We start from the raw sequence: 12,741 nt of genomic DNA, 5'->3' as shown, positions 1-12,741 counted from the left end.
AGCACTTAGTCGTGCTTGCCGCCGTTGGCTTTGGACCAGCCAATCGGGTCGTTCAGGAAGGCGCGAACGCCTTCGATGGCGTCCTTGCTGAAATATTCACCTTCTTCGGCAACGGCGAGAACATCCGCCCAGGTTGCCAGATAGTGCATTTCGATGTCGTCCTTGCGCAGTTCGTCAAGCGCACCTTCGAAGATGTCATAGAAGAAGATGACGAATGCGTGTTTGCACTCGGCACCGGCTTCGCGGATCGCATTGACGAAATTGACTTTCGATGCACCATCGGTTGCCAGATCTTCGACCAGAAGAACGCGCTGACCTTCGTGGATGTCACCTTCGATGCGTGCTTTGCGGCCAAAGCCTTTCGGCTTTTTGCGGACATACTGCATCGGCAGGTCCAGAGCATCAGCAAGCCATGCCGAATAAGGAATACCAGCGGTCTCGCCACCAGCGACGGCATCAAATGCCTCGTAACCGGCTGCGTCAGAAACCTGACGGGCGGCAAGTTCGATGACCTTGCGACGTGCGCGCGGGAAAGAGATCAGCTTGCGGCAGTCAATATAGACCGGGCTCGCCCAGCCAGACGTCAGAATGTAAGCTTCTTCCGGGCGGAAATTCACCGCTCCGATGTCGAGCAGAATCTTGGCGACGGTTTTGGCAGCGTAGCTGCAATGCGCGGTCGGTTTGTCATTGGTCATGGCGGCTTTACCTTCTCCGGATCGAATATTTGCGCACCTCTTAACGCTTTTGGTCCGAAAGCGCAAAGAAAAGCCGCTGACCAGTTGGTCAGGTTTGTGCGGAGTCTGTGCACTATTGCAGGTGTGTTTGATCCGTCCGCTAAGAGTTGTAGCGTTTTCCATCAGAAATACTGTTTAATCAGTGCACGTTACCCGGCCAAAGCCCCGCCCAGGAGCAACTTGAATGAACCAGCAAAAACGCCGTCGCCTGATCAAGGTTCGCCGTACGGGCATTGGCCTGATCTTTGTTATGGCGATTTCCATGGTTGCCGGGATGACCGATGCGATCGGTTTGATCATGGCAGGGGATTTTGTGTCCTTCATGTCGGGCAACACCACGCGCGCGGCCATTGCGATTGGCGAAGGGGACTGGTCCGGGGCGTTTATCCTGCTCGGTGCGGTGGGTTGCTTTATTCTCGGCAATACGCTGGGTGTGGTGATTGCAAGCCGGTTTCGCAAAAGGCTTGCGGGGCTTCTGGGGATTGTTGCCTTGGTGCTGTGCCTTTCGGCACTCCTGCCGCTTGAAATGCGTGGATCGAGCGGGTTTTACCTTGTGGTTCTGGCGATGGGCATGATCAATGCGACGGTCGAGCATATCGAAGGATTGCCGATCGGTTTGACTTATGTGACCGGTGCGCTGTCGCGGTTTGGGCGCGGCATTGGTCGCTGGTTGACCGGGGATCGCCGTGGTGACTGGTTATTTCAGGTCGTGCCGTGGATTGGCATGATTGTCGGGGCCGTGATTGGAAGTCTTTTGACCCTTCGGATCGGGCAGGATGCGATCTGGTTTGTAGCTGGCGGATGCGGGGCGGTATCGGCATTTGCACTTTGGGTGCCCAATCGTTGGCAAGCAAGATATATCGCCCCATCGGGCAGTCCTGTTCCCCGGCGTAAATAACAGAGCCCATTGGCAAATCCGTCATTTGGGTTTATTCGGTATAGTTATACCGATTTAAGCTGTGCCCAAACAGCAAGCCCCAAAGGAAATGTCATGACTGACCAAAGCGGATTGAATGTCGCCATTGATGATCGCATTGCCACCATCACCATTTGCCAGCCGGACCGTAAAAACGCGCTGACCAAGCCGATGTGGGGTGAGCTTGCCAATATCGCGCAGAAGCTGTCCGATGATCTGGAGCTCCGCTGCGTTGTGATCCGCGGTGGCGAGGGTGTTGGTTTTGGTGCGGGTGCTGACATTCATGAATTTGTTCGAGAACGCGCCGGGTTTGAAAAGGCACGTGATTATGGTCTTTTGCATGCCGAAGCACTACAAACCATTCAGAACTGCACCCATCCGGTGATTGCCGCAATTGACGGGCCGTGCATGGGGGCATCATTTGTGTTGGCATCTGCCTGTGATCTACGAATTGCCGCAGATAATGCCAAGTTTGCCGTGCCTCCGATGAAGCTTGGCGCGACGCTTGGTTATCCGGAACTTGAGATCATGCTGGATTTGTTGGGCGAGGCGGCACTGTTTGAAATCCTGCTTGAAGGGCAGGTGTTTGATGCCGAACGCGCACGTGAAATCGGCTTTGTCGCACGTCATGTGCCGATTGCGGATTTTGATGCGGAAATTGCCAAGACCGCCAGCCGTATTGCCGGTGGCGCGCCATTGACCCAGCGCCTGCATAAGAAAATGATCAACCGCCTGCGTCAGGGCGGGGCGATTGACGCCCGTGAATTTGATGAAGGATACCGCGCCTTTGAAAGTGCGGATTTCAAGGAAGGCTACACCGCGTTCCTTGAAAAGCGCAAAGCGGTCTTTACCGGCAAATAAGCATGTTGATTAGAGCGGCAGATCAGGTGTCAGCGGGACATCCGTGATGCCGTAATCAATGCCCATCTTGTGCAGTTCCGCAGTGATCTGCGATCTGTGATGGGTTTGATGGTTAAACAGCTGCATCAGGAAAAGCTGACGCGGCAACTTGCGCACGACGCCATCAAGCCCCTGTAACTCACGAATGCCGTCCTGCCATGCATGATCGGAACCGTTTACAAACGCCATGATGTCGCGATCGACCTCGGTGCGTTTGGCGGAAAGCAGATCAAAATCGTCCTCGACAATGGTGCGGGCATCAAACGCCTCGGCCTCGCCAGTACGTAAGATGCCAAGAATACGCAGATCGATATAGATCAGATGGTTTAGCGTATTGTGGATCGCGCCAAAGAACATACCGCGATCCAGGCGGCGCGCCTCATCGCCAATCTCGGCACAAAGATCAAACAGAACGGCGTTTTGCCAACTGTTATAGGTCGCCATGCAGCGACCGTAATCGTTGAAGTTCATTTTCGACATGATGGGAACTCCTGAAAAAACCCGATTACTGGGCGCCTTGCGTGGCGGTGGCGTCGTGCATGGGTGATGCTACTTCAGGTGACTTTGCTTCGGCAACGAAATGCACCATCACATTGGCAAAGATCGCAAAACCAAGCATGGAAAGTGTCACAGGCAAAAGCGTGCCATCATGGAAATGGCCAATCACCATGCCGGCAACGGCGCCTGTGGCAAACTGGATGGTTCCCATCAGTGCGGTCGCGGTTCCGCCGATATGCGGGAAATACTGCATGAAGGATGCCGTTGCGCACGGGGCAGTCAAGCCGATCATGCCAACAGAGACCATAACAAGCGGCACAACCGAATAAAGGCTTGGCTCAAACACGTTGACTGCCAAAAACAGTCCGGCAACGGCCGCGAATTGAATGGCAATGCCGACCTTCAAGATCTGGTGCAATTCGTAACGCGCCAGAAGCGGGCTGTTCAAACGGTTGCAAATGACGATAACCGCAATATTGGCCCCGAACAGATAGGGGAACTGTGCCGGTGTGATGCCAAAGAAATCGATATACATAAACGGGCTATCGGTCAGGAAACTGAACATCACCGCACTGGCCCCGGTATGGGTTAGCATAAAGCCAACTGCCTTGCGCGTGCGAAGGACCTCAAGATAAGTCCACCAGACACGACGCGCCGGGCCTGCATAGCGCGGCCGAAGCTTTGTGGTTTCCGGCATCTTGTACCAGACGACAAACAGCATCACGCTGCCATAGACGATCAGAAGTACAAAGATCGCCTGCCAGTTAAACCAGACCAGCAAGATCGATCCGACCGTGGGGGCGGCCAACGGTGCAATCATCATGATCACGGCTATTAGCGCAAACATGCGTGCGGCTTCCTTGCCGTCATAAAGATCGCGCACCGATGCACCGACAACAACAAGGGCAAAGCCGCCGCCAATCGCCTGAACAAAGCGCATGACATTAAGTGACAGCGCACTGTCAACCGTGGTGATGATCGCGCTTGTTATGATGTAGATGACAAGCCCGGTCATGGCGACGGGGCGTCTTCCAATGCGGTCAGACAGCGGTCCGCCAATCAACTGACCAAGGGCAAAGCCGATCAGGAACGTGCTGATGGAAACTTCGACCGCATGGGTTTGCGCACCAAAATCAGCCGCCATTGCCGGAATGGCAGGCAGATAGGTGTCAATTGCAAACGGTGCTGTTGCAATCAGCGCTGCAAGCAGGATCGCCAGACGCTTTGGATCTGGCAGGGTATTGGGAGCGTTCTGGGCCATAGGTCTGCGTTCCGTTTCATTGGTGGCAGGTGGGGCGCATGTCCGCCGATTACCAGATCACGATGACAGTGCTTGCCAATATATGCCGGTGAGTGGGGCACAAAAATCCGCGCACAATGATGAACGCGGCAAAGGCAGATTGGGCAAGTTTGGTGGCGTCAGTCGGAAAGCTGGATTTGGGCGCGATAACAATCCGCGTCATCGGGGACAGCAACCTGAAACGATTTAAGAAAGCCCATTATCCACAAATTTCTTGGGGTTTCCAATCCTGTGGCGTGATTTTGTTGGTATGGCAGCTATGCGTTCAAATGCACAAAGGGCGACATTCGTTGGAATGCCGCCCTTTGCGTGATGATGTGTGGATCAACCGATCTAGTGGGTCATGATCCGTTCCGGACCCATCAGGCTGGTCGGAAGCCAAGTCGATATCGCCGGTACATAGGTAATCAGCACCAGGAAGCCCAGCAGGATCAGAAGCCACGGGAAGGCGGCCTTAACAACCTTGAGCAACGGCATGCCGGTGATCCCGGATGTCACAAACAGGTTCAATCCGACAGGTGGCGTGATCATGCCGATTTCCATGTTGACCACCATGATGATGCCCAGATGGATCGGATCGATGCCAAGCTGCATGGCAATCGGGAACAGGATCGGCGCCATGATCAGAAGGATTGCCGACGGTTCCATAAAGTTACCGGCAATTAGAAGAACAATGTTCACAACAATCAGGAAGCCCCATGCCGGAAGGCCCCATCCAATGATGGTTTCGGCAATGGTGTGCGGGATGCGTTCAGACGTCAGAACATGGGCGAACAGCATCGCGTTGGCGATGATGAACATCAGCATGATCGTGACTTTACCGGCATCAAGCAAGACGTGGCGGACTTCCTTGTCAAACGGGATCAGGACCAGCGCCTTGCCCATTTTCGGAAGGTTGTAGGCAAGAATACTGCCAACGCCGGTATTGCCGTTTTCCGGCACCCATGACTGTTCCTTGATCGGGCCCATGTCACGGTAAAACAAGACTGCGACAAACATGGCATAGAACGCTGCAACAGCGGCCGCCTCGGTCGGGGTGAAGACCCCGCCATAAATGCCACCCATGATCAGCAGTACCAGAAGCAAACCACCGGACGCGGAAAACAGTGCACCACCCCATTCGCCAAGGGTCGGGCGCGGCTGACTTGGCAGTTTTTTGATGCGTGCGACGATATAGATCGCAATCATCAACATCAGGCCAACCATGATCCCCGGAATAACGCCTGCCAGGAACATACGACCAACCGAAACCTCGGTCGCGGCCGCATAGACCACCATGACGATGGAAGGCGGGATCAGAATACCAAGGGTCCCCGCGTTACAGATCACGCCCGCGGCAAAGCTTTGTGGATAGCCCGCGCGCACCATACCGGCAATCACGATGGAACCGATGGCAACAACCGTTGCCGGGCTTGAGCCGGAAACAGCTGCGAACAGCATACATGCCAGAACCGATGCCATGGCAAGGCCACCCGGGAACCAGCCCACGGTATCAATGGCAAAGCGGATCAGGCGGCGGGCAACGCCACCGGTCGACAGGAAGGCGGATGCCAGAATGAAGTATGGAATGGCAAGAAGTGTATAATGCTCCATCCCGCCGAAAAGTTTCTCTGCCAGCGTGGCAAGGCTGTCATCGCCAAACATCAGAATGGTTGAAAGCGACGCAACACCGAGCGAAATGGCGATAGGTGCGCCAAGTGCCATCAAGCCAAACAGCAGGATAAACAGGAATGCGATAGTCATTTAAATGTTCCCCCCGTCCGGCTTACGATTTCGGCGTTGAAGCGTTGGCGGATTTATCATGATCCGCTGCGGCAGCACTGCCAGCCTGTGCAAGCTGGTCAATGGCTTCGCGTGCTTCGTCAGCCAGATTAAAGCCGACCTGTTTGCCCGTGACGATGCGCCAGCCAACCTGTGCCAGGCGGAATGCCAAAAGTGCGGCACCAACCGGCATGATCAGATAGACGAACCACAGCATGATCGGGCTGTCTTCGGCTTCCATCTCAAGCATGTGGTTGAAGCTGACGAGCTCCCAGCCGCCAATAACCAACCAGCTTGAATAAAGAAGGCCTGCTGCAACGACGATCAGGCCGATAACGCGTTGAACGCGTGCCGGGAACAGACGCACAAGGGCGTCCACACCAATGTGCGAGCCGACCTTGACCCCGTAGGACATGCCAAACAGGATCAGCCAGGCAAAAAGGAATTCCGTGATTTCCAGCGCCCATGTCAGGCCGGAATTGAACACGTAACGCATGACGACGTTCACAAAGGTAAGCGACGTCATAGAGGCGAGTAGGAGGGCAATAATGCCCTCCTCCAGCCGGTTAACGACCGTTGAGATCATCTTGAACGGCCCTTTTCCGATGATGTTGGGAAAAAAGAACGGATCAGTTGCACGCAGCAGCGGCTTCGATGATGTCCTGGCCGATATCGCCAGAGAACTCATCCCAAACCGGCTTCATTGCGGTCTGCCATTTTGCGAATTCTTCGCCTGACAGCTGCAGGATTTCGGTTTCGCCAGAATCAATAACTGCCTGACGCTGTTCCGCGGTCAGATCTGCCGACAGGTTGTTGGCAAATTCTGATGCTTCTTTCATTGCCTGGCTCAGACCAGCGCGGATTTCCGGGTCCAGACCGTCCCACCATTTGGTCGAGGTGACGACCATGTAGTCGAGCAGGCCGTGGTTGGATTCAGTGATGTAATCCTGAACTTCGAAGAATTTCTTCGAATAGATGTTCGACCAGGTGTTTTCCTGACCATCAACAACGCCGGTCTGCAGCGCCGAATAGGTTTCAGAGAACGCCATTTTCTGCGGAACAGCATCGATGGCTTCGAACTGTGCGGCAATCACGTCAGAAGACTGAATACGGAATTTCTGACCAGCAGCATCTGCCGGTGCGCGCAGCGGCTTGTTCGCCGACAGCTGCTTCAGACCGTTGTGCCAGTAACCAACACCGGTAAGGCCTTTGGACGACATCGCATTCAGAAGTTCCTGACCTTTGGCACCGTCCTGGAAGCAGGTAACCGCATCCATGTCCTTGAACAGGAACGGAAGATCATAGACCTGCAGTTTTTTGGTCCATTTGCCAAATTTCGCAAGCGACGGTGCGCCAAACTGAACGTCACCACGCAGGATGGCGGCAAGAACCTTGTCGTCATCAAACAGCTGCGAGTTCGGGTAAACTTCAACGACAACCTTGTCGCCAAGAATTTCTTCTGCACGTTTCTTGAAGTATTCCGCACCCTGGCCCTTCGGGGTGTTCGGAGCAACGACGTGCGCGAATTTAATGATTTCCTGTGCGGATGCCATGTTGGTGCCCATGAGGGCTGCTGCTGCTACGCCTGCTGCGAGGATATGTTTGGTAATCGGACGCATCAAAATGTCTCCCTTTTTGATTATGCGTTTTCCCGTAAGCGCGCCTTTTGTGGCGTCGTTGTAAAACGCCTTATGGCGCTGTGCCGTAATCAGCAAGGCGTGGGCCAGTTTTGAAGAATGTATATTTGTTGTTTAATATCAGTGGTTTGATGGGGTTTTCCGGTTGCTGCGATGCAGCATAAAATGCTGATTTGTCGCCTGTTCCACACATAAAATTTCACGCGATGTGTGGTTGTCCGCACAATGTTCGAACGTGTTTTCCTGCGCAGATAAGAAAAAAGCCCGTCTAACTGACGGGCTCTGGATCGTTGTCCGTGGCACTGCGTGATCGCCGGAATTCTGCGGGGGTGATTTCGTATTTGGTCAGCTTGTCATAGAAGGTCTTGCGCGGCACACCAAGTGCGCTGACTGTGGCGGTGACATTGCCGCCATACTCACGAAGGGCCTCGATAATCAGGCTTTTTTCAAATGCCTCAACCTGTTGGGGCAGGGGCATGGCAGATGGGCCGGGGGTGTCCGATCCACTTGCCAGCGGATCAAGACCCAGAACACGCCGTTCAGCAGCATTGCGCAACTCGCGCACATTGCCGGGCCAATCATGGGCGGTGAATTGCGCCATCTCGGCCGGTGTCACCGGATTGACACTACGTTCAAACCGTTTGGCGGCATCGCGGGTGAAATATTCCAAAAGCAGCGGGATATCATCCTTGCGATCGCGCAAGGGCGGGATATGCAGCTGTACGACATTGAGGCGATAATAAAGGTCTTCGCGGAACGCGCCGCGTGATGAGGCTTCGCGAAGGTCGGTTTTGGTCGCGGCAACCACCCGAAGGTCAATCGGCTGCAGCCTGTTTGATCCCAACCGTTCCAGCGCACGTTCCTGCAAGACACGCAGAAGCTTGATCTGCAATGCCAAGGGCATGCTTTCGATTTCATCGAGGAAAATCGTGCCTTTGTCGGCGAATTCGAACTTGCCAATGCGTTTATGATCCGCCCCGGTAAAGGCCCCGGCTTCGTGACCAAACAACTCGGACTCAATCAGGTGTTCAGGCATGCCGCCGCAATTGACTGCAACGAACGGGCCGGTGCGGCCCGACATTTCATGGAGGTTGCGCGCAATCACTTCCTTGCCCGATCCGGTTTCGCCATTGATCAGGACGTGGGCATTGGTGCTGGCGATGTTGCCAATCAGGGTGCGGAGCTTTTCCATCGCCGGGTTGCGGCCAATGAAGTCCGATGCGTTCTTGCTGTGTTTTGCAAGTTCGATCTTAAGCGTGCGATTTTCCAGGATCAGCTTGCGATGGGCCATCGCCCGCTTGGTAATGTCGACAAACAGATCCGGGGCATAGGGCTTTTCGATGAAATCAAACGCACCGGCATGCATTGCCTTGACCGCGGTTGCAACATCGCCATGGCCGGTAACCATGATGATCGGCATTTCCGGATCGATCTTTTTGGCTTCGGTCAGGAATTCCAGGCCATCCATCCTGGGCATGCGAATGTCAGAAATAACAACGCCCGCCCATCCTTTGCGCAGGCGACCAAGGGCCGAGGCAGCATCGGGATAGGCTTCAACATGGATATCGGCAAGTTCAAGCGTTTGCTGTGCGGCTTCACGCACATCTGCGTCATCATCAACAAACAGAACGCTATCGGATGTTGTCGGCACTGGCTATTCCTTTGACCCTGAACCGGATCAGGGTGTCATAAAGCCACTTATGCCTGATCCTTATGGGCCTCAACGTATGAGGCGGTTTTACCAAATGTTGTAACAGGCACATCAAGCCCCGTCGAGCTACTGTTTTCAGCCTCATCATCATTGGCACCTTCCTGGCGCAACTCGATGATGAAGGACGCGCCACCATTTGGGCGGTTTTCCGCACGTATGGTTCCGCCGAAGCTTCGGATGATGCCATAACAAATCGAAAGACCTAGTCCCAAGCCATCGCCAAATGGCTTTGTAGTAAAGAACGGATCAAACAATTTCGGTAGGTTATCTGGCAGAATGCCGTGGCCGTTATCATTGACCTTGACCAGAACGCGGTCTTCGCGCGCGGTGATTCCGACATCAATCTGCGCATTTTCAACATTCTGGCAGGCATCAGCGGCATTGTTGATCAGGTTGGTAAAGACCTGGGTCAGCTGGTTGGCTTCGGCAATGACGGGTTTAAGATCGTCATCATGGGTTAGGGTGATGTTGGTCAGCCCCGCACGCCCGGTTTCGAGCACAAGATCGATGGCCTTTTGCATTTGCTTGGGCACATCAACTGGCTGAATATCGCGTTCAGGCCGGCGCGAGAATGTTTTGAGGTTGTTGGTGATCCGCCCCATGCGGTCGGTCAGTTCCGAAATGCGCTGCAGGTTGCGATTGGCGGTATCGCTGTTGCCGCGCTCGATGAATTTAAGCGCGTTTTCCGCATAGCTTCGAATGGCGGTCAGGGGTTGGTTGATTTCATGCGCGATCCCGGCCGACATCTGACCAAGGGCGGCAAGCTTGCTGGTTTGAACCAGTTCCGCCTGGGCAGATCGAAGAGCATCTTCGGTGCGCGAACGTTCGGTGATTTCCTGTGCCAGACGCAAGTTGGTGCTCATAAGGTCGGTAGTACGCAACCGAACCTGACGTTCAAGTTCGCGTTGTGACCAGTCACGGATTTCAAGCTGTTCAAGCATCGCGCGGCGACGCTGCAGGATGATGAAAATCAGGCCGGTCAGGATGATGTGGGCCGCACCGCCCATCAATCCGGCAGAGATCACCGATCGATCAAGCGATGACTTGTCGGTCAACAGATACATCCGCCAACCTTGGGCTGGCAGGGTGCTTCCGGTGACAAGATAGGTGGTCTTTGCTTGTTCGGGTCTTGCGGCCTCGCGGGTGCCAGAAATTGGATTGGCATCGTCAATCACGGTTGGCGATACTTCGCCCGTTGCGCTTTTTTGCGATCCGCTGAGGCTGAGTACGCCAAGATCGTCATCCATCGGCCATGTGCCATCAAGCAACGGCATCGGATCAAGCGGGTAGTCGCCATATTTGCGCGATGCGATGATGCGCGGGCGATCCTTTGGTGTCAGCCCGGCCAGATCACGGAACCGCCATTCCGGATGGGATGCGATGATGACAATACCGTTCTGGTCGGTGACCAGAACGCTTTCGCTGCCGCGCGTCCAGCGTTGCACCAGTGTTTCCAGATGGGTTTTGACAATCACCGCACCGGCGAAGGTCGATCCATCCGGGCGGACCGGGTGAGAGATATAATAGCCCGGAACGTTAGATGTGATGCCAAAGGCAAAGTAATGACCAGTGACGCCGCTTCGTGCCTGCTGGAAATAGGGACGGAAGGAAAAGTTCCGCCCGATAAAGGATGCCTGACTGTTCCAGTTGCTTGCAGCAATCGTCGTGCCGGATCCATCCATGAAATAAATGTCTGATGCGCCGCTGTCGGCAGCAAGTTTTTCCAGATAGACATTTACCGCCGCGGCATTGGCCGGATCGGCATAAAGGGCAAGATCAATGATGCGTTTGTCAGATGCCAGCGTGATCGGCAGATATTCGTGTTCCTTGATCGCGCCCTGAAGGTTGGAGCGATAGAGTTCAAGCTTGTTGCGGCCATCTTCGGTGATGTCGACAAGTTTGGCTTCACGCCAAAACTCCGTCACCAGCCAGACTGTGACTGGCAGGAGGGCAAGCAAAGCGCACAGGACAATCCGAGATGCTCTTTTGACCGAAACCGAAGTACTTAGCATTTGTGTCCACGCTGGATTTGGTATCGACCCACACTAAAGGATAGGTGGTGCTTCGCGATTAGATTACAAAACTATTTCAATGCCCAGCTTAAATTTGCGTGTGCTGGGACTGTTTTGCATGGAGACTTTCGTCGCATGCTTGATAATCACCTCGTCTGATTGTACCTATCAGGGAAGGGACCATAGAGCTTGGTGCATTCCTTGGCCTTGATCTGATACCGGTCACTGTCAAAAGCAATAATCAAATCAGGAAAGCGCCCTGAATGACCGACCAAGACACACATCTGATCTGGGTTCTGGCCGATGATCGCGCCGGAAATATCAATCAGGCAATTGGTGTCGCAGAGGCATTGGCACAACCCTTCAAACGGGTTGATATCGGTTATACCAAGTTTGTCCGTCTTCCAAACATCATCCGTCGTGCCAGCCTTTTGGGTGTTGATGAGGCATCGCGCGCAAGGCTTGTTGCACCCTGGCCCGATCTTGTGATTTCAGCCGGACGCAGGACCGCACCCGTGGCGCGCTGGATCAAAAAACAAAGCCGTGGGCACACCCGCATTTGTCAAATCATGCGCCCCGATAGCGGCGAAAGCGCCTTTGATCTGATCGCCGTTCCGGCCCATGACCAGATGTCGATCCGCGAAAACATCCTTGAAATTCCCGGCGCCCCGCACCGCGTGACCGAAACCAGATTGCTGGTCGAGGCCGATACATGGCGCCCGCATTTCAAAGGTCTGCCCGGACCAAAGATCGCGCTGATCATTGGTGGCAGCACCAAGAAAACGACCTTTACCAAGGATATGGCGGACGAGCTGATCACGCGCGCGATTGATGCGGCGCGTGCGGTGGACGGGAGCCTTTTGGTGACCACAAGCCGCCGAACCGGTCAGGAAAACGAAGAGCTGATTGCCGATCGTTTGGCAAATTCGGGCCTTCCTTATCATCTGCATGACTGGATGGGGCAGGACGAGAACCCGTATTTCGGGTATCTTGCGTTGGCGGATGTTTTGGTTGTCACGGGTGATTCCGTTTCGATGTGCTGCGAAGCTGCGGCGGCACCCGGTGGTGTTTACATCTATGCGCCCGAAGGATTGGCAAATGAACGGCACAAGCGATTGCATCAATCGCTTTATGAGGGCGAGTATGCCCGGCCGATTTTGACCAATACCGAACTGGTGCCGTTCAAACATGAATCGCTACAGCCAGCCCGTCTTGTCGCGCAACGCTGTCTTGAATTGCTAAGCGCACCTGCACATCAGGATAGTGCATAAG

Annotated in this window: 11 protein-coding genes; 3 read left to right on the top strand and 8 right to left on the bottom strand. The window is 54.4% G+C overall.

The features are described 5' to 3' along the window. Positions 1–5: 5 nt before the first annotated feature. A complete protein-coding gene (locus ACMZ66_RS11660) occupies positions 6–695 on the bottom strand; it encodes an orotate phosphoribosyltransferase (RefSeq protein WP_416937374.1) in 690 nt (229 codons plus the stop codon). A 223-nt stretch (positions 696–918) separates the two neighbouring features. Between ACMZ66_RS11660 and ACMZ66_RS11655 the strand changes: the two genes are divergently transcribed. Then, on the top strand, positions 919–1,632 hold the full coding sequence (locus ACMZ66_RS11655) for a YoaK family protein (RefSeq protein WP_416937373.1): 714 nt from the start codon (positions 919–921) through the stop codon (positions 1,630–1,632). A 93-nt stretch (positions 1,633–1,725) separates the two neighbouring features. Next, positions 1,726–2,511 (top strand): enoyl-CoA hydratase/isomerase family protein, encoded by a 786-nt coding sequence (locus ACMZ66_RS11650; RefSeq protein WP_416937372.1) that lies wholly within the window; start codon positions 1,726–1,728, stop codon positions 2,509–2,511. A 9-nt stretch (positions 2,512–2,520) separates the two neighbouring features. Here ACMZ66_RS11650 and ACMZ66_RS11645 read toward each other — a convergent pair whose 3' ends face one another. From ACMZ66_RS11645 to ACMZ66_RS11615, 7 genes are all read right to left on the bottom strand, one after another. Next, complete coding sequence (locus ACMZ66_RS11645; RefSeq protein WP_416937371.1) at positions 2,521–3,030, bottom strand: DinB family protein; 510 nt, start codon at positions 3,028–3,030, stop codon at positions 2,521–2,523. Between the two features lie 25 nt (positions 3,031–3,055). Beyond that, on the bottom strand, positions 3,056–4,309 hold the full coding sequence (locus tag ACMZ66_RS11640) for a multidrug effflux MFS transporter (protein WP_416937370.1): 1,254 nt from the start codon (positions 4,307–4,309) through the stop codon (positions 3,056–3,058). 372 nt (positions 4,310–4,681) lie between these two features. After that, complete coding sequence (locus tag ACMZ66_RS11635; protein WP_416937369.1) at positions 4,682–6,091, bottom strand: TRAP transporter large permease; 1,410 nt, start codon at positions 6,089–6,091, stop codon at positions 4,682–4,684. 22 nt (positions 6,092–6,113) lie between these two features. Beyond that, positions 6,114–6,695 (bottom strand): TRAP transporter small permease, encoded by a 582-nt coding sequence (locus ACMZ66_RS11630; protein WP_416937368.1) that lies wholly within the window; start codon positions 6,693–6,695, stop codon positions 6,114–6,116. Positions 6,696–6,738: 43 nt separating this feature from the next. Next, positions 6,739–7,728, bottom strand: a complete 990-nt coding sequence (locus ACMZ66_RS11625; protein WP_416937367.1) for a TRAP transporter substrate-binding protein — start codon at positions 7,726–7,728, stop codon at positions 6,739–6,741. A 286-nt stretch (positions 7,729–8,014) separates the two neighbouring features. Continuing rightward, positions 8,015–9,397 carry a sigma-54-dependent transcriptional regulator gene (locus ACMZ66_RS11620; protein WP_416937366.1) on the bottom strand — a complete coding sequence of 461 codons (1,383 nt, stop codon included), beginning with the start codon at positions 9,395–9,397 and terminating at the stop codon, positions 8,015–8,017. A gap of 47 nt (positions 9,398–9,444) precedes the next feature. Beyond that, on the bottom strand, positions 9,445–11,382 hold the full coding sequence (locus ACMZ66_RS11615; protein ID WP_416937365.1) for a sensor histidine kinase: 1,938 nt from the start codon (positions 11,380–11,382) through the stop codon (positions 9,445–9,447). A gap of 350 nt (positions 11,383–11,732) precedes the next feature. Between ACMZ66_RS11615 and ACMZ66_RS11610 the strand changes: the two genes are divergently transcribed. Continuing rightward, complete coding sequence (locus ACMZ66_RS11610; RefSeq protein WP_416937364.1) at positions 11,733–12,740, top strand: mitochondrial fission ELM1 family protein; 1,008 nt, start codon at positions 11,733–11,735, stop codon at positions 12,738–12,740. Position 12,741 lies beyond the last annotated feature (1 nt).

This window comes from Thalassospira sp., assembly GCF_048059015.1.
GTDB lineage: Bacteria > Pseudomonadota > Alphaproteobacteria > Rhodospirillales > Thalassospiraceae > Thalassospira.
Note: the sequence above shows the minus strand (reverse complement) of the source record. Positions and strands in the feature narration are given on the sequence as shown.

Bases quoted from the DNA above. Each gene is read 5' to 3' on its own strand.
- ACMZ66_RS11660 (WP_416937374.1), bottom strand. From the start codon at position 695: ATGACCAATGACAAACCGACCGCGCATTGCAGCTACGCTGCCAAAACC.
- ACMZ66_RS11655 (WP_416937373.1), top strand. From the start codon at position 919: ATGAACCAGCAAAAACGCCGTCGCCTGATCAAGGTTCGCCGTACGGGC.
- ACMZ66_RS11650 (WP_416937372.1), top strand. From the start codon at position 1,726: ATGACTGACCAAAGCGGATTGAATGTCGCCATTGATGATCGCATTGCC.
- ACMZ66_RS11645 (WP_416937371.1), bottom strand. From the start codon at position 3,030: ATGTCGAAAATGAACTTCAACGATTACGGTCGCTGCATGGCGACCTAT.
- ACMZ66_RS11640 (WP_416937370.1), bottom strand. From the start codon at position 4,309: ATGGCCCAGAACGCTCCCAATACCCTGCCAGATCCAAAGCGTCTGGCG.
- ACMZ66_RS11635 (WP_416937369.1), bottom strand. From the start codon at position 6,091: ATGACTATCGCATTCCTGTTTATCCTGCTGTTTGGCTTGATGGCACTT.
- ACMZ66_RS11630 (WP_416937368.1), bottom strand. From the start codon at position 6,695: ATGATCTCAACGGTCGTTAACCGGCTGGAGGAGGGCATTATTGCCCTC.
- ACMZ66_RS11625 (WP_416937367.1), bottom strand. From the start codon at position 7,728: ATGCGTCCGATTACCAAACATATCCTCGCAGCAGGCGTAGCAGCAGCA.
- ACMZ66_RS11610 (WP_416937364.1), top strand. From the start codon at position 11,733: ATGACCGACCAAGACACACATCTGATCTGGGTTCTGGCCGATGATCGC.